At 61.5% G+C, this 20400-nt stretch carries 16 protein-coding genes; 13 read left to right on the forward strand and 3 right to left on the reverse strand.

The window, feature by feature from the left end; translation table 11 throughout:
• The first annotated feature begins 51 nt into the window (after window positions 1-51).
• From OKW98_RS26995 to yccS, 12 genes are all read left to right on the forward strand, one after another.
• Window positions 52-999: a choline ABC transporter substrate-binding protein gene (locus OKW98_RS26995; RefSeq protein ID WP_265387413.1), complete on the forward strand. Its 948-nt coding sequence runs from the start codon at window positions 52-54 to the stop codon at window positions 997-999.
• A 67-nt stretch (window positions 1000-1066) separates the two neighbouring features.
• Complete coding sequence (choW, locus tag OKW98_RS27000; protein WP_065987870.1) at window positions 1067-1912, forward strand: choline ABC transporter permease subunit; 846 nt, start codon at window positions 1067-1069, stop codon at window positions 1910-1912.
• Window positions 1909-3090, forward strand: a complete 1182-nt coding sequence (gene choV / locus OKW98_RS27005) for a choline ABC transporter ATP-binding protein (protein ID WP_265387414.1) — start codon at window positions 1909-1911, stop codon at window positions 3088-3090. The genes choW and choV overlap by 4 nt, the downstream gene beginning before the upstream one ends.
• A gap of 196 nt (window positions 3091-3286) precedes the next feature.
• A complete protein-coding gene (gene betI / locus OKW98_RS27010) occupies window positions 3287-3880 on the forward strand; it encodes a transcriptional regulator BetI (protein ID WP_265387415.1) in 594 nt (197 codons plus the stop codon).
• A gap of 75 nt (window positions 3881-3955) precedes the next feature.
• A complete protein-coding gene (gene betB / locus OKW98_RS27015; RefSeq protein ID WP_265387416.1) occupies window positions 3956-5428 on the forward strand; it encodes a betaine-aldehyde dehydrogenase in 1473 nt (490 codons plus the stop codon).
• Window positions 5429-5590: 162 nt separating this feature from the next.
• Complete coding sequence (gene betA / locus OKW98_RS27020; RefSeq protein WP_265387417.1) at window positions 5591-7294, forward strand: choline dehydrogenase; 1704 nt, start codon at window positions 5591-5593, stop codon at window positions 7292-7294.
• A gap of 1046 nt (window positions 7295-8340) precedes the next feature.
• Entirely contained in the window at window positions 8341-9783 is a 1443-nt protein-coding gene (locus OKW98_RS27025) for a TldD/PmbA family protein (RefSeq protein WP_265387418.1), read from the forward strand.
• A complete protein-coding gene (locus OKW98_RS27030) occupies window positions 9783-11108 on the forward strand; it encodes a TldD/PmbA family protein (protein WP_265389849.1) in 1326 nt (441 codons plus the stop codon). The genes OKW98_RS27025 and OKW98_RS27030 overlap by 1 nt, the downstream gene beginning before the upstream one ends.
• A 222-nt stretch (window positions 11109-11330) precedes the next feature.
• The gene (gene mdtD, locus OKW98_RS27035) at window positions 11331-12773 is read left to right on the forward strand and encodes a multidrug transporter subunit MdtD (RefSeq protein ID WP_265387419.1); all 1443 of its coding nucleotides are present in this window, start codon (window positions 11331-11333) and stop codon (window positions 12771-12773) included.
• 86 nt (window positions 12774-12859) lie between these two features.
• Entirely contained in the window at window positions 12860-14239 is a 1380-nt protein-coding gene (dbpA, locus tag OKW98_RS27040) for an ATP-dependent RNA helicase DbpA (protein ID WP_074893676.1), read from the forward strand.
• Between the two features lie 199 nt (window positions 14240-14438).
• Window positions 14439-15569, forward strand: a complete 1131-nt coding sequence (locus tag OKW98_RS27045) for an NAD(P)/FAD-dependent oxidoreductase (protein ID WP_416148553.1) — start codon at window positions 14439-14441, stop codon at window positions 15567-15569.
• A 320-nt stretch (window positions 15570-15889) separates the two neighbouring features.
• Window positions 15890-18097, forward strand: a complete 2208-nt coding sequence (yccS, locus tag OKW98_RS27050; protein ID WP_265387421.1) for a YccS family putative transporter — start codon at window positions 15890-15892, stop codon at window positions 18095-18097.
• On the opposite strand, the gene OKW98_RS27055 is transcribed toward yccS, so the two are convergent.
• Window positions 18078-18815 carry a substrate-binding periplasmic protein gene (locus OKW98_RS27055; RefSeq protein ID WP_265387422.1) on the reverse strand — a complete coding sequence of 246 codons (738 nt, stop codon included), beginning with the start codon at window positions 18813-18815 and terminating at the stop codon, window positions 18078-18080. The genes yccS and OKW98_RS27055 overlap by 20 nt on opposite strands.
• A 205-nt stretch (window positions 18816-19020) precedes the next feature.
• On the opposite strand from OKW98_RS27055, the gene OKW98_RS27060 reads away from it, so the two are divergent.
• On the forward strand, window positions 19021-19479 hold the full coding sequence (locus OKW98_RS27060) for a GNAT family N-acetyltransferase (protein WP_133774853.1): 459 nt from the start codon (window positions 19021-19023) through the stop codon (window positions 19477-19479).
• A gap of 85 nt (window positions 19480-19564) precedes the next feature.
• Here the strand turns inward: OKW98_RS27060 and OKW98_RS27065 are convergent, their stop codons facing one another.
• Entirely contained in the window at window positions 19565-19861 is a 297-nt protein-coding gene (locus OKW98_RS27065) for a winged helix-turn-helix domain-containing protein (protein WP_265387423.1), read from the reverse strand.
• Between the two features lie 31 nt (window positions 19862-19892).
• Window positions 19893-20393: a YgjP-like metallopeptidase domain-containing protein gene (locus OKW98_RS27070; RefSeq protein ID WP_416148555.1), complete on the reverse strand. Its 501-nt coding sequence runs from the start codon at window positions 20391-20393 to the stop codon at window positions 19893-19895.
• Between the last annotated feature and the right edge of the window lie 7 nt (window positions 20394-20400).

A 20400-nucleotide genomic window follows, 5' to 3' on the forward strand; every position in this document is an offset into this window, starting at 1 on the left:
AACGCATCAACTGCGGTTGATGCCGAGAAAAAAACACCAAAGGAGTCCAACATGAAAGGTTCACAAAGGCTGTTGCTGGGCGTTGCGCTGAGTCTTCCTATCCTGGCCCAGGCCGCAGAGCCCGCCGCTTGCCAGATGGTCAATTTTTCCGATGTGGGCTGGACCGACATCACGGCGACCACCGCCGTCACCAGCGTCGTCCTGCAGTCGCTGGGCTACAAAACCAAAACCACGATGATCTCCGTGCCCGTGACCTACAAGTCGCTGGCCGATGGCAAGAACATGGACATATTTCTCGGCAACTGGATGCCGACCATGGAAAACGACATCAAGGCCTACCGCGACGCCGGCACCGTTGAAACCGTCCGCGCCAACCTCGAGAACGCCAAGTACACCCTCGCCGTTCCCCAGGCGCTGTACGACAAAGGGCTTCACGACTTCGCCGACATCGTCAAATTCAAGAAAGAACTCGACGGCAAAATCTACGGCATCGAGCCGGGCAACGACGGCAACCGCCTGATCCAGAGCATGATCGACAAGAACGCCTTCGGCCTGAAAGACGCCGGCTTCAAGGTCGTCGAATCGAGCGAAGCGGGCATGCTGTCCCAGGTCGACCGCGCCTCGCGACGCAACACCGACGTGGTGTTCCTGGGCTGGGAACCGCACCCGATGAACACCCGCTTCAAAATCAAATACCTCACCGGCGGCGATGACTTCTTCGGCCCCGACTTCGGCAAAGCCACCGTCTACACTAACGTGCGCAAGGGCTACACCACCGAGTGCAGCAACGTCGGTCAACTGTTGAAGAACCTGTCCTTCACGCTGCCGATGGAAAGCGCGCTGATGGGCAACATCCTCGACGACAAGAAAAAGCCTGAAGCCGCCGCCAAAGCGTGGCTCAAAGCCAACCCTCAAGTACTCGACACCTGGCTGGCGGGTGTCACCACCGTGGACGGAAAACCTGGCCTGGAAGCCGCAAAAGCCGAGCTGACGAAGTAACGCGACAGGCAGGCGGGTACGCCCGCCTGTTGTCCTCTTTTCATCCCGCACGCGGACAACCCATACCATGCTGACTGATCATAAAATCCCCCTGGGCGAGTACATCGCCGGCTTTGTCGAATGGCTGACGCAACACGGCGCCAGCACCTTCGACGCCATCGCTTCCTCACTGGAAACCATGATTCACGGCCTGACCGGCGGGCTGACCTGGTTCAACCCCTTCGTGCTGATCGGCCTGGTTGCCCTGCTCGCCCACTTCATTCAGCGCAAATGGGGCCTGACCGCCTTTGTGATCATTTCCTTCCTGCTGATCCTCAATCTGGGGTACTGGCAGGAAACCATGGAGACCCTGGCGCAGGTGCTGTTCGCCACGGCGGTCTGTGTGGTGATCGGCGTGCCGCTGGGCATCATTGCCGCGCACAAGCCGATGTTTTACACCTGCATGCGCCCCGTGCTCGACCTGATGCAGACGGTTCCTACTTTCGTTTACCTGATCCCGACCCTGACCCTGTTCGGCCTCGGCGTGGTACCAGGCCTGATTTCGACGGTGGTGTTCGCGATCGCTGCGCCGATTCGCCTGACGTATCTGGGCATCTGTGATGTCCCGCAAGAACTCCTCGACGCAGGTAAAGCCTTCGGCTGCTCGCGTCGTCAGTTGCTGTCCCGTATCGAACTGCCCCATGCCATGCCGAGCATCGCGGCCGGCATCACCCAATGCATCATGCTGTCGCTGTCGATGGTGGTGATCGCCGCGCTGGTGGGTGCGGACGGCTTGGGCAAACCTGTGGTCAACGCACTGAACACTGCTGATATCGCTCTGGGCTTCGAAGCGGGCCTGGCGATCGTATTGCTGGCGATCATGCTCGACCGGATCTGCAAACAACCGGACGCCAAAGTGAGGACCGACGCATGAGCATCATCAAATTCGATCAGGTTGACGTCGTCTTCTCCAAAGACCCGCGTGAGGCACTCAAGCTGTTGGACCAGGGCCTTACGCGGGCAGAAATCCTCAAGAAAACCGGCCAGATCGTCGGCGTCGAAAAAGCCACGCTGGAGGTCAACAAAGGCGAGATCTGTGTGCTGATGGGCCTGTCCGGCTCGGGCAAATCCAGCCTGCTGCGGTGCATCAACGGCCTGAACACGGTCAGCCGCGGGTCGCTGTTCGTCGAGCACGAAGGCAAGCAGATCAACATCGCGGCCTGTACCCCCGCCGAGCTGAAAATGATGCGCACCAAGCGCATCGCGATGGTGTTCCAGAAGTTCGCCTTGATGCCTTGGCTGACGGTGCGCGAGAACATCAGTTTCGGTCTGGAAATGCAGGGACGCCCCGAGAAAGAGCGGCGCGCGCTGGTGGATGAAAAGCTTGAACTGGTGGGCCTGACCCAGTGGCGCAACAAGAAGCCGGACGAGCTGTCAGGCGGCATGCAGCAACGTGTCGGCCTGGCGCGCGCGTTGGCGATGGACGCTGACATTCTGCTGATGGACGAGCCGTTTTCGGCCCTCGATCCGCTGATCCGTCAGGGCTTGCAGGATGAACTGCTGGCGCTGCAAAAGAAGCTGAACAAGACCATCGTCTTCGTGAGTCATGACCTGGACGAAGCGCTCAAGCTCGGCACCCGCATCGCGATCATGAAGGACGGGCGGATCATTCAGTACAGCGTGCCGGAAGAGATCGTACTGAACCCTGCCGATGAGTACGTGCGGACATTCGTCGCCCACACCAACCCGCTCAACGTGCTGTGCGGTCGCAGCCTGATGCGCCCGATCACCCAGTGCACGCGCATCAACGGTTCTCAGGTCTGCCTGGACCCGAGCGACGACACATGGATTGATCTCTCTGAAGGCAACGCCATCACCGGCGCCCACCAGCATGGCGCGACCCTTGATCTGCAGAGCTGGGAGCCGGGCCAGTCGGTGGAAACCCTCGGCCGCAAACCGACCGTTGTCCACTCCGACATCGGCATGCGCGACGCTCTGCAGATCCGCTACCACACCGGCAACAAGCTGGTGTTGCAGGAGAATAACCAACTGGTCGGCATCCTCGGCGACAGCGAGCTGTACCACGCGTTGCTGGGCAAGAATCACGGCTGAGAGTCAGCTGTAAGCCGCAAGTAGCAAGCTGCAAGAGCAGGGCTTAAACGCCCACTCTTGCAGCTTGAAGCTTGCCGCTTGCAGCTGCTTTTGTGCGCCCCTGCTTTTTTGTTGATTGAACGTTCAATTAAAAAGCTTTACAGTGGACGCCGTTTTCAGCCATTCACGACACCCGGCACGCCAAGGAGCCCCACAGATGCCCAAGGTCGGTATGCAACCCATTCGGCGTCAACAGTTGATCCAGGCCACCCTGACGGCGGTCGATCAGGTTGGGATGGGCGATGCGAGCATTGCGCTGATCGCCAGACTGGCAGGGGTCTCCAACGGCATCATCAGTCACTACTTTCAGGACAAGAACGGCCTGATCGCAGCGACGATGCGCCATTTGATGAATGCGCTGATCGCCAGCGTCGCCGAGCGGCGCCGGGCATTGAACGAGGACAGCCCACGGGCTCACCTGAAAGTGATCATCGAAGGCAACTTCGATTCCAGCCAGGTCAACGGTCCAGCGATGAAAACCTGGCTCGCCTTCTGGGCAACCAGCATGCATTCGCCCTCGCTGCACAGGCTGCAGCGGATCAACGATCACCGCCTGTATTCCAACCTCTGCTGCCAGTTCCGTCGCGCATTGCCGTTGGACGAAGCACGCAGCGCAGCCCGGGGGCTGGCGGCATTGATCGACGGCCTATGGCTGCGCGGCGCGCTTTCGGGCGACGCCTTCGACACCGAACAAGCGCTACGGATCGCCTACGAGTACATGGACTTTCAACTGGCAAAAGCGCCGAGCTGAAGCAGCCGGCACCACGACCAAGGCAGCGCGCGGCGCACCTGGTCGTCACCCATTCCAGATTACTGCGAGGATTTTATGGCCCGTTTCGAATTGCAAAAACTCTACATTGACGGCGGCTACGTGGACGCCAGCAGCACCGCAACCTTCGACGCCATCAACCCGGCCAATGGCGAAGTCCTGGCCCAGGTGCAGCGCGCAACCCAGGAAGACGTCGAACGCGCCGTTGTCAGCGCTGAAAAGGGCCAGAAAATCTGGGCCGCCATGACCGCCATGGAGCGCTCGCGCATCCTGCGTCGTGCCGTCGACATCCTGCGTGAACGCAACGATGAGTTGGCCGAACTGGAAACACTGGACACCGGTAAAGCGATCTCCGAAACCAAATACGTCGACATCGTCACCGGCGCCGACGTGCTGGAGTATTACGCCGGTCTGGTGCCCGCCATCGAAGGCGAGCAGATTCCGCTGCGTGACACCTCGTTCGTCTACACCCGCCGCGAGCCGCTGGGCGTCACCGTCGGCATCGGCGCGTGGAACTACCCGATCCAGATCGCCCTGTGGAAGTCCGCACCGGCGCTGGCCGCCGGCAACGCGATGATCTTCAAGCCAAGCGAAGTTACCTCGCTGACCACGCTGAAACTGGCAGAAATCTACACCGCAGCCGGCGTGCCGGACGGCGTGTTCAACGTGCTGACTGGCGCCGGCAGCGAGGTCGGCAGCTGGCTGACCGAGCACCCGCGCATCGAGAAGATCTCTTTCACCGGCGGCGTACAGACCGGCAAGAAAGTCATGGCCAGCGCGTCGAGTTCTTCGCTCAAGGAAGTGACCATGGAGCTGGGCGGCAAGTCCCCGCTGATCATTTTCGACGACGCCGATCTGGATCGTGCCGCCGACATCGCGATGATGGCCAACTTCTACAGCTCGGGTCAGGTCTGCACCAATGGCACTCGCGTGTTCGTGCCGAGCGCCCTGAAGGCGGCCTTCGAAGCGAAAATTCTTGAGCGCGTCAAACGCATCCGCGTTGGTAATCCGCAGGACGACAATACCAACTTCGGCCCACTGGTGAGCTTCGCACACATGGAAAACGTGCTCGGCTACATCACCAAGGGCAAGGAAGAAGGCGCCCGCCTGCTGATCGGCGGCGACCGTCTGACCGAGGGCGAACTGGGCAACGGCGCGTTCGTTGCGCCGACGGTCTTCACCGACTGCACCGATGAAATGACCATCGTCAAAGAGGAAATCTTCGGCCCGGTCATGAGCATCCTCAGCTACGACACCGAAGAAGAAGTGATCCGTCGCGCCAACGACACCGAAATGGGTCTGGCTGCGGGCATCGTGACCAGGGACCTGAACCGCGCGCACCGCGTGATCCATCAACTGGAAGCCGGTATCTGCTGGATCAACGCCTGGGGCGAGTCCGACGCGAAGATGCCGGTCGGTGGCTACAAGCAGTCGGGCGTGGGCCGCGAGAACGGCATCAGCTCGCTGGCGCAATACACCCGCATTAAATCGGTACAGGTCGAGCTGGGCGATTACGCGTCGGTGTTCTGATCCCGCACCGACCCTTGTAGGAGCGCGCTTGCCCGCGAATGCGTCAGGTCATTCAACGTTGCAGAACCTGACTCATCGCATTCGCCAGCAAGCCGGCTCCTACAGATTTCGACCGCGCACATTTGCTTCATTTCAGACCAATCTCAAAGAGGGAACATTTCAATGTCCCAAGAATTCGATTACATCATCATCGGCGCCGGCTCGGCCGGTAACACCCTGGCAGCCCGTCTCACCGAAGACGCAGGCGTCACCGTGCTGTTGCTTGAAGCAGGCGGCCCGGACTATCGCGCTGACTTCCGTACGCAAATGCCGGCCGCGCTCGCGTTCCCACTGCAAGGCCGTCGCTACAACTGGGCCTACGAGACCGAGCCAGAGCCGCACATGAACAACCGCCGCATGGAATGCGGTCGCGGCAAGGGCCTGGGTGGCTCGTCGCTGATCAACGGCATGTGCTACATCCGCGGCAACGCCATGGACTACGACGGCTGGGCGAAAAACCCGGGGCTGGACGACTGGTCCTACCTCGATTGCCTGCCGTACTTCCGCAAGGCCGAAACCCGCGACATCGGCCCGAACGACTACCACGGTGGCGAAGGCCCGGTCAGCGTGACCACGCCCAAGGCCGGCAATAACCCGCTGTTCGCCGCGATGGTTGAAGCAGGCGTGCAAGCCGGTTATCCGCGCACCGACGACCTCAACGGCTATCAGCAGGAAGGTTTCGGCCCGATGGACCGCACCGTCACGCCGTTCGGCCGTCGCGCCAGCACCGCCCGTGGCTATCTGGACGAAGCGAAGAAGCGCTCGACCCTGACCATCGTCACTCACGCACTGACCGACCGGATTCTGTTCGATAACAAGCGCGCCGTCGGCGTGGCCTACATGGTCGGCGACAGCGACACCCGCATCGAAGCGCGCGCTCGCAAGGAAGTCCTGCTGTGTGGCGGCGCAATTGCCTCGCCGCAGATCCTGCAGCGTTCCGGCGTCGGCCCTGCGCCGCTGCTGAAGAAGCTCGACATCCCGGTCGTTCACGACCTGCCGGGCGTTGGCGAGAACCTGCAAGACCACCTGGAAATGTATTTGCAGTACGCCTGCACAGAGCCGGTCTCGCTGTACCCTTCGCTGCTGTGGTGGAACCAGCCGGCCATCGGTGCAGAGTGGATGTTCCTCGGCAAAGGCATCGGCGCCAGCAACCAGTTCGAGGCGGGCGGTTTCATTCGTTCGCGCAAGGAATTCGAGTGGCCGAACATTCAGTACCACTTCCTGCCGGTCGCGATTAACTACAACGGCAGCAAGGGCGTACAAGAGCATGGTTTCCAGGCGCACGTGGGTTCGATGCGTTCGCCAAGCCGTGGTCGCGTGCAGTTGAAGTCGAAGAATCCCCGCGAGTACCCGAGCATTCTTTTCAACTACATGGCGTCCGAGCAGGACTGGCAGGAATTCCGCGACGGCATTCGCCTGACCCGCGAGATCATGCAGCAGCCAGCACTGGACAAATACCGTGGCCGCGAAATCAGCCCGGGCATCGACGTGCAGAGCGACGAGCAGCTGGACACGTTTATCCGTGAGCATGCAGAGACTGCTTATCACCCGTCCTGCTCGTGCAAGATGGGCACCGATGAAATGGCTGTCGTCGATGGCCAGGGCCGCGTCCACGGGATGGAAGGGCTGCGTGTGGTGGATGCGTCGATCATGCCGCTGATCACCACCGGCAACCTCAACGCGCCGACGATCATGATGGCCGAGAAAATCGCCGACAAGATCCGTGGCCGCGCCCCGCTGCCGCGCAGCACCGCCGATTACTATGTCGCAGGCGACGCGCCAGTACGTGGCAAGCCGATGCGTGAAGTGGGCCCGTTGGCGCAGTAATAAACGCCAATCACTGGGATCGGATAAACCCGGTCCCGCTATCGGCGCACATTTGTCAGTAGGACCGGCTTTAGCCGGGGAGAGGCCAGTGGGTACACCCTCAATTTTGCGGTGTCACACCTGACGCATTCCCGGCTAAAGCCGGTCCCACAATGGTCAAGCGCTGTGTCAGTGGGACCGGCTTCAGCCGGGAAGGGGCAAGTGGGTACACCCTCGATTTTTCGGTGTGACACCTGACGCTTTCCCGGCTAAAGCCGGTCCCACAATGGTCGTGCGCTGTGTCAGTGGGACCGGCTTTAGCCGGGAAGAGGCCGGTGGATACACCCTCGATTTTGCGGTGTGACACATGGCGCATTCACGGCTAAAACCGGTCCCACAATGGTCGTGCGCTGTGTCAGTGGGACCGGCTTCAGCCGGTAAGAGGCCGGTGGGTACACCCTCGATTTTGCGGTGTGACACCTGGCGCATTCCCGGCTAAAGCCGGTTCCACAATGGTCGTGCGCTGTGTCAGTGGGACCGGCTTCTGCCGGGAAGAGGCCGGTGGCTACACCCTGGGTTTTGCGGTGTGACACCTGACGCTTTCCCGGCTAAAGCCGGTCCCACAATGGTCGTGCGCTGTGTCAGTGGGACCGGCTTCAGCCGGGAAGAGGCCGGTGGATACACCCTCGGTTTTGCGGTGTGACACCTGACGCATTCCCGGCTAAAGCCGGTCCCACAATGGTCGTGCGCTGTGTCAGTGGGACCGGCTTCAGCCGGGAAGAGGCCGGTGGGTACACCCTCGATTTTGCGGTGTGACACATGGCGCATTCCCGGCTAAAGCCGGTCCCACAATGGTCAAGCGCTGTGTCAGTAGGACCGGCTTTAGCCGGGAAGAGTCCAGTGGATACACCCTCGTTTTTGCGGTGTCACACCTGACGCATTCCCGGCTAAAGCCGGTCCCACAATGGCGCGCTGCGTGCGCGTTGTCCTTCCCTCCCCCGCTGCAGTGATCATCCGCGCTATGATTCGGGCCGTTGCCTGTCCGAATCGCCAAGGAGCCTTCCTGCATGTTCGACTTCTCCGCTCAGCTCAAGCAGCGGTTCGCCGCCCTGCAGAGCAGCGCCCCGTTTTTCTCCCTTCGCTACGTCAAACAGACCAGCCAGCACCTGTCGGTGCGCAAGAACGTCGCCGAGCCGCCGCATCTGAGCATCGACGAAGGCGCGATGCTGACCGTGCGTATCAATGGCGTCGAAGCCTACGCGGCCACCAATGACATCTCCCAGCGCGGGCTTCAGACGGCGCTGGAGCAGGCGGAGAGTCAAGCGCGGCAGCTGGCCCCGCATTCCCTCCTCGACCTGCGCGACCACGCTGTCGCCACTGCCCGAGCCGATTACCTTTCGCCCAACCTGCAAAGAGCGTTTCCGTCACTCAGCGATTGCTACGCCCTGCTCAACGCCGAATCGGCATCGGTGCCCAAGGACGAGCGCCTGGTCAACTGGCAGGTCAGCCTGGGCCTCGAGAACGTCGAACAGATCTACCTGAACAACGCCGGCGCCGAGATCCGTCAGGCCCAGCGCTTCGTCTTCCCTGGCTTAACCGTCACGGCTTACGACGGCCAAGACAGCCAAACCCGCAGCCTCGGTCGCGAGAACTTCGGCCAGCAAGGCGGCGCGGAAGTCATCGCGTCGTGCGGGATCATTGGCGCGGCGGTCAACGTTGCCGATCAGGCGCTGCAACTGGTCATGGCGCCGAACACGCCCTCCGGCCCGCGCGATCTGTTGCTCACACCCGACCAGATGACCCTGCAAATCCACGAATCCATCGGCCACCCGCTGGAGCTGGACCGCATCCTCGGCGATGAGCGCAATTACGCCGGGACCAGCTTCGTCAAAGCCAGCGACTTCGGCAGCCTGCAATACGGCTCAAGCCTGCTCAACGTGACGTTCGATCCTGAAATCCCCGAGCAACTGGCGAGCTACGGCTTTGATGACGACGGCACGCCGGCGAGCAAGCAATTTCTGATCAAGGACGGCGTACTGGTGAGGCCGCTGGGCGGCGCGCTGTCGCAATACCGCAGCGGCATGGAAGGCGTCGCAAACAGCCGCGCATCCAGCTGGAACCGCGCACCCATCGACCGCATGGCCAACCTCAACATCGAGCCGGGCGACCAGTCGATGGCGCAGCTCATTGGCGGCATCGAACACGGCATCTTGATGAGCACCAACCGCTCGTGGTCGATCGACGATGCTCGCAACAAATTCCAGTTCGGCTGTGAGTGGGGTCAACTCATCGAGAACGGCGAACTCAAGGGCGTGGTGAAAAACCCGAACTACCGTGCGATCTCCGCCCAGTTCTGGCGCAACCTCAGCGCGGTCGGCGACGGCAGCACCTTCAAGGTCCTCGGCACGCCCAACTGCGGCAAAGGCGAACCCAATCAAGTGATCCGCGTGGGGCATGCCTCGCCCGCTTGCGTGTTCGCGAGCGTTGATGTTTTCGGAGGTGACGCATGATGTCCCATCAAGCGCAATTCAAAGCCCTGGCCGAGTGGCTACACGGCGCGATCACGGCGGACGAGCGTTACACCCTAAGCTATGACGCCGAAGCCTCGGACTTCATTCGCTTCAATCACGCCAAGGTGCGCCAGGCCGGGCACGTGCAGCAAGCCAGCGTGACCTTCAAGCTGATCGCCGCAGGCCGCCACGCTAACCTGAACCTCACGCTGTCGGGCGATGGCGAGGTGGATCAACAACGCCTGAGCGACGCCCTGCTTCAGCTGCGCGAAACCCTGACGCTGTTGCCGGAAGATCCTTACCTGCAACTGAATGAAGAGGCCTGGCAGAGCAGCAACGTGCAGGAGACGCCACTGCCGGACAGCGCCCATGTGGTCGAGCAGATCGCGCAACTGGGCGAGGGGCTGGATCTGGTCGGCATCTACGCGGCCGGTCCGATCTATCGCGGCTTCGCCAGTTCAAGCGGTGCGCTGGGCTGGCATCAGGCCAATAGTCTCAATTTCGACTGGAGCCTGTTCCACGAGAACGGACAGGCGGTGAAAGCCAACTACGCCGGGCACACATGGACGGATGAAGGCTTTGCACGGCGATTCGCCCTGGCCCGTGAGCAATTGGCGTTTCTTGGACGCCCGGCACATGCCCTCGCGCCCGGGCAATACCGCGCCTATCTGGCGCCTGCCGCACTGGAAGAAGTCATGGGCATGCTGTGCTGGGGTGGTTTCTCTGCGCAGTCGCTGGCCGACAAGACCAGTCCCTTGCAACGGCTGTATGACGGCCAGGCCAGGTTGAGTCCGCTGGTGAGTTTGAACGAGCAGGTCAGCGGTTCGTTGTCCCCTGCGTTTTCCGGCGAGGGTTATCCGCGCAGGGACCTGTCGCTCGTCGCCGAAGGCGTCGCCCGGGATCGGATGATCGACTCGCGCAGCGCCGCCGAATACGGCCTTGTCGCCAACGGCGCGGGCTGGGGCGAGTCGCCGAGCGCGCTGAGCATGGAGGGCGGTTCACTGGCGCTGGATGAAGTCTTGAAAGCGCTGGGCACGGGTCTGTACATCAGCAACTTGTGGTACCTGAATTTCTCGGACCGCACCGCCGGGCGCATCACCGGCATGACGCGCTTCGCCACGTTCTGGGTCGAAGATGGGCAGATCAAGGCACCGGTCAACACCATGCGCTTCGACGACAGTATCTTCGCGCTGCTGGGCACGGCGCTGGAACAACTGACCACAGAAAGGGAACTCTTGCTGTCGACGAGCACCTACAGTCAGCGTCAGACCGCCTCGAACCTGCTGCCCGGCGCGCTGCTGAGTGGGTTGACGCTGACGCTTTAACGCCGACGTCGAAACATGCCCTCTGCGCCGCCTGAGGCTGCTGTTGATTCTGCCCGAAGGGCGTAGGAGCGCGCTTGCCCGCGAATGCAGTGTGTCAGGCAATAAACAGGACACAGACATAACGCAATCGCGGGCAAGGTGGAGCGCCACCCCGGTCGCTCCTACAGGAACGGCGAGACTCCCCTAAACGTTATACAAAACCCATAAGGACCCTCGATCCACATGCCAACCTCAACACCGCAGCTGGACGCCCGCACCCTGCGCTGGATGCCATGGGTCATCGCCATCGCCTTTTTCATGCAAAGCCTGGACGGCACGATCCTCAACACCGCGCTGCCATCCATGGCCCGCTCGCTGGCGGAAGACCCCTTGCGCATGCAGTCGGTGATCATCGCCTACATGCTGACCATCGCCCTGCTGATTCCGGCGTCCGGCTGGATTTCCGACCGTTTTGGCATCAAGCGCATCTTTTTCAGCGCCATCCTGCTGTTCAGCTTCGGATCCTTGCTGTGCGCGGTGTCCAACTCCGTCGGCATGCTGGTCGGGGCGCGGGTGATTCAGGGCCTGGGCGGTGCGTTGATGATGCCGGTCGGCCGGCTCATCGTGCTGCGCGCCTATCCGAGGACCGAGCTGGTGCGCACGCTGAGCTTCATCACCATGCCCGCCCTGCTTGGCCCGCTGATGGGCCCGACGGTCGGCGGCTGGCTGGTGGAATACCTGAGCTGGCACTGGATCTTCCTGATCAACCTCCCGGTGGGGATTCTCGGTTGCTTTGCGGTGCGCAAATTCATCCCCGATCTGCAGGGCGGCGGACGCACGCGTTTTGATCTGGTGGGATTCGGGCTGTTCGGTGCGTCGATGGTGCTCATCACCATTGCGCTGGAAGGCTTGGGCGAACTCCACTTGCCGCACTTGCGCGTGGTGATGCTGTTGTTCGGCGGCATGGCCTGTCTGGCGGCGTACTGGTTGCGCGCCAGTCACGTGGAAGCGCCGCTGTTCTCCGCGCAGTTGTTCAAGACCCGCAGTTTCGCGGTGGGCATCATGGGCAACCTGTTCGCCCGCCTGGGCAGCGGCGCCCTGCCTTTTCTGCTGCCGCTGATGCTGCAAGTCGCGCTGGGTTACTCACCGTCACACGCCGGCATGAGCATGATTCCCCTGGCCCTCGCAGCGATGTTCGCCAAACCGCTGGCGACCAAAGCCATCGAGCGACTGGGTTATCGCATCGTGTTGACCGGTAATACGCTGCTGCTGGGCATCCTGCTGGCGAGCATGGCCCTGATCAGTGCTGACACGCCGTACTGGCTTTTGTTAATTCATCTGGCGTTTCTGGGCGGGGTCAACTCGCTGCAGTTCTCGGCGATGAACGCAGTGACGCTGATCGATCTTGACGATGCCAGCGCCGCCAGCGGCAACAGTTTGCTGTCGGTGGTCGCGCAGCTGTCCCTGAGTCTCGGCGTCGCCTGCGGGGCCGCGTTGCTGGGCGGATTCAGCGACGACGTGGCGACGGGTGACGTCAGCGACGTGCTCGGCGCGTTCCAGCTGACCTTCCTGTGTGTCGGCGTGCTGGCGATGTTCGCGGCGTCGATCTTTCTGCAGCTTTCGCCGCGCATGGCCCCCGAAGCGCCGCCGCGCAAACCGCAACCAGAGCCCGAGATCGAGGCGTGATGCAATCACCATTTATCGCGCGCGGCCCCAAGGCAGGGGTCGCGACCTGATACACTGCGCGACATTTTGTTTTGCAGGCCCGTCCCGTGACTAACACCGCTTTTAACTCACTGCCCCTTTCCGCCGCCATGCTGGCTAACCTGGAGTCCCTTGGTTATGCCGAGATGACGCCGATTCAGGCGCAGAGCCTGCCGGTGATCGTCAAGGGGATGGACCTGATCGCCCAGGCCAAGACGGGCTCTGGCAAGACCGCTGCATTCGGCATCGGCCTGCTCAATCCGATCAATCCGCGCTATTTCGGCTGCCAGGCGTTGGTGCTTTGCCCCACCCGTGAGCTGGCCGACCAGGTGGCCAAGGAAATCCGCCGTCTGGCGCGTTCCGAAGACAACATCAAAGTGCTGACCCTCTGCGGCGGCGTGTCTTTCGGCCCGCAGATCGGTTCGCTGGAGCACGGCGCCCACATCATCGTCGGCACACCGGGTCGCATCCAGCAGCATCTGCGCAAGGGTTCGCTGGTGCTGGATGGCTTGAACACGCTGGTGCTGGACGAAGCCGACCGCATGCTCGACATGGGTTTCTACGACGCCATCGCCGACATCATCGAGCAGACGCCCAAGCGCCGCCAGACCCTGCTGTTCTCGGCCACGTACCCGGTCGGCATCAAGCAGCTGTCCTCGAAATTCATGCGTGACCCGCAGACCGTCAAGGTCGAAGCGCTCCACGCCGACAGCCAGATCGAACAGATCTTCTACGAAATCGCGCCAGAGCAACGCCTCGAAGCGGTGGTCCGCGTGCTTGATCATTTCCGCCCGCAGTCCTGCGTGGCGTTCTGTTTCACCAAGCAGCAGGTTCAGGAAGTGGTCGATCACCTGACCGCCAAGGGCATGTCTGCCGTCGGCCTGCATGGCGATCTGGAACAGCGCGACCGCGATCAGGTGCTGGCGATGTTCGCCAACCGCAGCACCTCGGTGCTGGTGGCCACCGACGTTGCCGCGCGCGGTCTGGACATCGATGGTCTGGACATGGTGCTCAACGTCGAGCTGGCGCGGGATTCGGAAATCCACATCCACCGCGTCGGCCGTACCGGTCGTGCGGGTGAGACCGGCATCGCCGTCAGCCTCGTCGCCCCCGGCGAAAGCCAGCGCGCCCGCGCCGTTGAAGAACTGCAGAAAGCGCCGCTCAACTGGCAGCAGTACGACCAGCTGGAGCGCAAGGAAGGCGGCAAGCTGCTGCCACCGATGACCACGCTGTGCATCGGCTCGGGCCGCAAAGACAAGCTGCGCCCTGGCGACATTCTGGGCGCGCTGACTGGCGAAGCAGGCATTCCCGGCACTCAGGTGGGCAAGATCGCGATCTTTGATTTCCAGGCCTACGTTGCCGTGGAACGCAGCATGGCCAAGCAGGCGCTGGAGCGTTTGAACAACGGCAAGATCAAGGGCAAATCGTTGCGCGTACGGATTTTGTAAGGTCAGCAGCTCCTCTTTGTAGGAGCGCGCTTGCCCGCGATTGCGGTGTGTCAGGGCATAAATGTCTCACTGAACCACCGCAATCGCGGGCAAGCGCGCTCCTACAGGTTCACCGCCATCCCCTGGATTATTTACACCCGAGGACACCGCTTTGCCCGTTCCTGACGTTGTGATCATCGGCGCCGGCGCCGCAGGTTTGATGTGTGCATTCACGGCCGCCCAACGCGGGCGCAAGGTCATGTTGATCGATCACGCCAACAAGCCGGGCAAGAAAATCCTCATGTCGGGCGGCGGTCGCTGCAACTTCACGAATATGTACACCGAGCCCGCCAACTTCCTCTCGCAGAACCCGCATTTCTGCAAATCGGCGCTGGCCCGTTACACCCAGTGGGATTTCATCGAGCTGGTGGGCAAGCACGGCGTGCCGTACCACGAGAAGAAACTCGGCCAGCTGTTCTGCGACAACAAGTCCATCGACATCCTCGACCTGCTGCTCGCCGAATGCGACACCGCTGGCGTGAGCCTGCACATGGACACCTCGGTGCAGAGCATCGAGAAAGCCGACACCGGTTACCTGCTGAAAACAACCCTCGGCGAACTCCGTTGCGAGTCGCTGGTGATTGCCACGGGCGGCCTGTCGATCCCGACGCTGGGCGCCACCGGCTTCGGTTATCAGGTCGGCAAGCAGTTCGGCCACACGCTGTTGCCTACCCGAGCGGGCCTGGTGCCGTTCACCATCACAGACCAGCTGAAAGAGCTGTGCACCGAGCTGACCGGCACATCGGTCGATTGCCTGGTGAGCTGCAACGACGTCAGCTTTCGCGAGAACATTCTGTTCACCCATCGCGGCTTGAGCGGGCCGGCGATTCTGCAGATCTCCTCCTTCTGGCAGCCGGGCGACACGGTGGAAATTAACCTGATGCCTGACCACGACGCCCATAGCTGGCTGAACGAGCAACAGGCCGAACGCCCGAACAGCGAATTGAAGACGCTGCTCGGCGAGATTTTCACCAAGAAAATGGCCAACCTGATTGCCGAGCAGTGGTTTGTGTCCAAGCCTATGAAGCAGTACACCCACGCCGAACTGGCCGACATCGCCGCCAAATTGGCGAGCTGGCAAGTGGTACCGGCGGGCACCGAAGGGTATCGCACGGCCGAGGTCACACTGGGCGGCATCGACACGCGTGAAGTGTCGTCGAAGACCATGGAATCACTGAAATCGCCGGGCCTGTATTTCGTCGGCGAGGTCCTGGATGTCAGCGGGCATCTGGGCGGCTTCAACTTCCAGTGGGCCTGGGCCTCGGCGTACGCGGCGGCGCAGTTCGTCTGAGCAGTCATTGCGAGCAAGCTCAAAACGGCACGGACGCACGCGATCTCTATAGGAGCAATCGGAGTTTACGACGGTCGCGAAGAGGCCGGGCCGGGCCATACACATTCAGTGCCTGACCTTCCGCCTTCGCGACCGTCGTTACCTCCGATTGCTCCTACAAGTGCGCGTCGCAAATGAGAGGGGCACCGTTGGGGTTATTTTGCTTCTTGAGGTATTAGCATCCGCCCCGGAATAAATTTTGCTAACCGGATGTACAGCGCGCATCCGGCGCTGTACATATCCCTCAGCAAAATCAATCGCGAACAAGGCCGTCAGCGTTCATGGCATCGACATCGTTGCGCAATACATTCCGCCGTCTCTGGGCGCTGGACAAGTTTTCCTACAGCGTGCGGGTTTTCATCGCGCTAACCGGCAGCATGGCGCTGTGCTGGTACCAGAACGAGATGTCCCAGCTCATCCCGCTGTTCCTCGGGATTATCGCCAGCGCCCTGTCGGAAACCGATGACAGCTGGCAAGGCCGCCTCAATGCGCTGGCCGTGACCCTGGTGTGTTTCAGCATTGCGGCGTTGTCGGTGGAACTGCTGTTCCCCTACCCCGTGATATTCATCTGCGCCTTTGCCTTCGCGGCGTTCTGCCTGACGATGCTCGGCGCTCTGGGCGAGCGCTATGGCGCCATTGCCTACGCGACGCTGATTCTCTCGGTCTACACCATGATCGGCGTCGATCAGCGCGGCGGCGAAGTCACCGACTTCTGGCACGAACCCATGCTGCTGGTCGCGGGCGCGGCGTGGTACGGCCTGCTGTCGGTGCTCTGGCAAATGCTGTTTTCCAATCAGCCGGTGCAGCAGGCGCTGGCCCGACTGTTTCGCGAGCTGGGCCTATACCTAAAGCTCAAATCAGAGCTGTTCGAGCCGATTCGCACCCTCGATATCGAAGCCAAGCGACTGGAGCTTGCCAAGCAGAACGGCAAGGTCGTCGGCGCGCTCAACGTGACCAAGGAGATCATCCTTAACCGCGTGGGCAGTGGCCGCCCCGGCTCGAAGGTCAGTCGCTACCTGAAGCTGTACTTTCTGGCCCAGGACATCCACGAGCGCGCCAGTTCGTCGCACTATCCCTACAACTCGCTGGCCGAAGCGTTCTTCCACAGTGATGTGCTGTTTCGCTGCCAGCGCCTGCTGCGCCAGCAAGGTCGCGCCTGCCGTGACCTGTCGGCGTCGATCCAGCTGCGCCAGCCGTTCATCTATGACGACAGCTTTGCCCATGCGCTGAATGACCTGCGCGCCTCCCTCGAACACTTGCGCATTCAGAGCAATCCGGCGTGGCGCGGGCTGCTGCGTTCGCTGCGGGCGCTGGCCAACAACCTTGGCACCCTCGACCGGTTGCTCAGCGATGCCAGCAACCCGGATGCCCTGGCCGACGCCACAGACAGCAGCCTGCTCGACCGCTCGCCGCACAACCTCAAGGACGTCTGGACGCGCCTGCGCCTGCAACTGACGCCGACCTCGCTGTTGTTCCGTCACGCCCTGCGCCTGCCGTTGGCGCTGGTCATCGGCTACATCATGGTTCACCTGATTCACCCGTCGCAGGGGTACTGGATCATCCTCACCACGGTGTTCGTCTGCCAGCCAAGTTATGGCGCCACCCGACGCAAACTCGGGCAGCGCATCATCGGTACGGCCATTGGCCTGACGGCGGGCTGGATTCTGTTCGACCTGATCACCACGCCGGTCCTGCAATCGATGTGCGCGGTGCTGGCCGGCGTGGTGTTCTTCGTCAACCGCACCACGCGCTACACGCTGTCGACGGCGGCGATCACGGTGATGATTCTGTTCTGCTTCAATCAGGTCGGCGACGGTTACGGCGTGTTCCTGCCGCGCCTGCTGGACACGCTACTGGGCAGTCTGATCGCCGGCCTGGCGGTGTTCCTGTTCCTGCCGGACTGGCAAGGTCGCCGGCTGAACAAGGTGCTGGCCAACACGCTGTCGTGCAACAGCATTTACCTGCGCCAGATCATGCAGCAATACGCGAACGGCAAAAGCGACGATCTGGCCTATCGACTGGCCCGGCGCAACGCCCATAACGCCGACGCAGCGTTGTCCACCACACTGGCCAACATGCTCATGGAGCCCGGGCATTTCCGCAAAGAGGCCGACGTGGGGTTCCGCTTTCTGGTGCTGTCACACACCCTGCTCAGTTACCTGTCGGGCCTTGGCGCCCATCGGGATACGCCGCTCCCTGCGGAAGTGCGCGAGCAATTGATCGAGGGCGCCGCTGCCAGCCTTGCCGCAAGCATCGATGAAATCGCCCAAAGCCTGGCGTTGCGTGAGCCAGTCGCCGTGCAAAGCGACGCTGAGGAAGCGCTGGCGACGAGTCTGGAACAGATGCCGGAAGAAATCGACGAAGGCCAACGGTTGGTGCAAACCCAACTGGCGCTGATCTGCCGTCAGTTAGGGCCACTGCGCACCCTGGCAGCGCACTTGATCAAAGGACCGGTCAAAGAAGCCGACATCACAGACCGTGCAGTTTGATGAGCTTGTCGTAGGTGCCGTCGGCTTTCATGTCAGCGATGGCCTTGTCGAAATCCAGAACGATCTGTTGATGATCCGCTCGTTTGATGCTGACCAGGATGTGCAGACTGTTCTCGCTCAGTGATCCGGGCAGGAATTCAACGTTGGCCTGCACGTCCGCAGGCTCGCGATTGAGGGCAAACCGCGCCGCGTACTCGTCTTCCACCGTCAAGTCGACCCTGCCTGCTGCAAGCATCCTGACGGCGGTCGAGAAACCCGCCACCGGGATCTTTTTCAACTCGGCATCGGCGTCGAATTCCGGCGAATAGGCGTAGCCGCGCACGACGGCAATGGAATAGCCGTGCAGCTGCGAGAGGTTCTGAAAGTCGGTGGTGGCGCCCTTGTGCTTCAGCAAGCGCAGGCGGTTGATCAGGTACGGCGCGGAGAAAACCCCGATTCGCGTGCGGTCTTCGCTGTACCAGGCGTTGATAACGATGTCGTATCGACCTTCGCTCAGTCCATGAATCGCCCGCGCCCACGGGACTTGTTCGTATTCGGTGTCGTAACCGGCGCGGCCCAGCGCGGTGCGAATAAGGTCGGTGGAAAGCCCGTCGTGGAGCAGTGACACGTCGGCGTAAGGCGCCCATGCATCGCCGGCGAGACGCAATGTCTGCGCAAACGCGCCTTGGGCTATCACCATCATTCCCAACAGCCCTGCGGCGCACTGCAAACGCGACATGCTCAGCTTCCTTGTGGCAACTGGCCTTCAGTGAAGACGCCTTTTGCGCTTTGCACAACTCATAACACTGCGATGTTTGTGCCGCAGTTCAACAAAATGACAGACCGTTGATTGAATCAGTGTCGAGCCCTGCTCGCCGCGAATTTGGGCTTGCGCCGATATGCGTTTAGTATCCGGCATCCACTTCTTCTCGCAGGCCGGCGTCATGTCTATCAACTGGATTTGCAAACACCATACCGACCTTGGAAAAGAGCAGCTGTACGCCATTCTGCAACTCAGGGCGCAGGTGTTCGTGGTGGAGCAGAAATGCTGGTATCTGGACGTCGATGGCCAGGATTTGCTGGGCGATACCTGCCATCTGATGGCCTGGCAGGATGATCAGTTGGTCGCTTACCTGCGCCTGCTGGACCCGATTCAGCAGAACGGCGACGTGACCATCGGCCGGGTGGTGACTGCACCGTCAATGCGCAACAAGGGTATGGGCCATGAACTGATGGTTCAGGCGCTGGTGCACGCGGAACGCCAATGGCCGGACCAGCCGATATTCCTCTCGGCCCAGGCGCATTTGCAGGGTTACTACAGTCGCTACGGTTTTAACCCGGTGGGCGAGGTGTACGTCGAGGACGGCATTCCTCACATCAGCATGCGTCGCGATCTGGACTGATCCTGCTTGGGAACTTCATGGGTCCTGGTAGGACCGGCTTCAGCCGGGAAGCTTCTGGGTGAAATTAACCCACCCTGGCACGCTGTCAGGGATACCCCAGCACCGTCTTGATGGTCTGCAGATTGCCCTCGATCCAGCAGCGGTCAATCGCGCCCCAGTCACGAATCCGGTAACCGCCGGCATGATTGCGGGCGCCATCGAGTTGTTCGAACTCGCAGACAATATCCAGATCAGCCAGCGCCGCGACGGTGTCCTGGGCGGTGCGACGGGGCATGCCGGTGACGTCGGTCAGGGCCGGTACGCTGCTGGCGATGCCGCTGTCGATCAGATACGCCACATACAGGCGGCGGTAGAAACTGCTCTTGGTCTTGCTGACTTCCATCAAAACTTCCTTGAAAAGCGTTAGCGGCTGATCAGCGCACGGCCGTCTGCATGTCTCGCCAGGTCAGGTAGATGCGCAGGTCGAACTCCAACTGGTGATAACCCGGTTGCATGTGCTCGCACAACTGATAGAACGCCTTGTTGTGGTCCGACTCTTTGAAATGCGCCAGCTCGTGGACAACGATCATCTTCAGAAACTGCGGCGCGGCATCCTTGAACAACGCCGCCACGCGGATTTCCTTCTTGGACTTGAGCTTGCCGCCCTGCACCCGCGACACGGTGGTGTGCAGGCCCAGCGCGCGGTGGGTCAGGTCCAGGCGGTTGTCGAACAGCACTTTGTCGATGTTCGGCGCGTTGCGCAGGTATTCCTGTTTGAGCGACAGCGCGTAGGCGTACAGCGCCTTGTCGCTCTGGATTTCGTGCCGATCGGGATAGCGCTGCTGCAGATAATCCGTCAGCCGGTTCTGCGAAATCAGTTGCCGAACCTGATCCTGCAGACCTTCGGGATAGGCCTGCAGGTATTTGAGCGGCATGGGCGTG

Source organism: Pseudomonas sp. KU26590, assembly GCF_026153515.1.
Classification (GTDB): domain Bacteria; phylum Pseudomonadota; class Gammaproteobacteria; order Pseudomonadales; family Pseudomonadaceae; genus Aquipseudomonas.

Coding starts and splice junctions, on each gene's coding strand:
- OKW98_RS26995 (WP_265387413.1), top strand. CDS start 52: ATGAAAGGTTCACAAAGGCTGTTGCTGGGCGTTGCGCTGAGTCTTCCT.
- choW (WP_065987870.1), top strand. CDS start 1,067: ATGCTGACTGATCATAAAATCCCCCTGGGCGAGTACATCGCCGGCTTT.
- choV (WP_265387414.1), top strand. CDS start 1,909: ATGAGCATCATCAAATTCGATCAGGTTGACGTCGTCTTCTCCAAAGAC.
- betI (WP_265387415.1), top strand. CDS start 3,287: ATGCCCAAGGTCGGTATGCAACCCATTCGGCGTCAACAGTTGATCCAG.
- betB (WP_265387416.1), top strand. CDS start 3,956: ATGGCCCGTTTCGAATTGCAAAAACTCTACATTGACGGCGGCTACGTG.
- betA (WP_265387417.1), top strand. CDS start 5,591: ATGTCCCAAGAATTCGATTACATCATCATCGGCGCCGGCTCGGCCGGT.
- OKW98_RS27025 (WP_265387418.1), top strand. CDS start 8,341: ATGTTCGACTTCTCCGCTCAGCTCAAGCAGCGGTTCGCCGCCCTGCAG.
- OKW98_RS27030 (WP_265389849.1), top strand. CDS start 9,783: ATGTCCCATCAAGCGCAATTCAAAGCCCTGGCCGAGTGGCTACACGGC.
- mdtD (WP_265387419.1), top strand. CDS start 11,331: ATGCCAACCTCAACACCGCAGCTGGACGCCCGCACCCTGCGCTGGATG.
- OKW98_RS27045 (WP_416148553.1), top strand. CDS start 14,439: ATGTGTGCATTCACGGCCGCCCAACGCGGGCGCAAGGTCATGTTGATC.
- yccS (WP_265387421.1), top strand. CDS start 15,890: ATGGCATCGACATCGTTGCGCAATACATTCCGCCGTCTCTGGGCGCTG.
- OKW98_RS27055 (WP_265387422.1), bottom strand. CDS start 18,815: ATGTCGCGTTTGCAGTGCGCCGCAGGGCTGTTGGGAATGATGGTGATA.
- OKW98_RS27060 (WP_133774853.1), top strand. CDS start 19,021: ATGTCTATCAACTGGATTTGCAAACACCATACCGACCTTGGAAAAGAG.
- OKW98_RS27065 (WP_265387423.1), bottom strand. CDS start 19,861: ATGGAAGTCAGCAAGACCAAGAGCAGTTTCTACCGCCGCCTGTATGTG.
- OKW98_RS27070 (WP_416148555.1), bottom strand. CDS start 20,393: ATGCCGCTCAAATACCTGCAGGCCTATCCCGAAGGTCTGCAGGATCAG.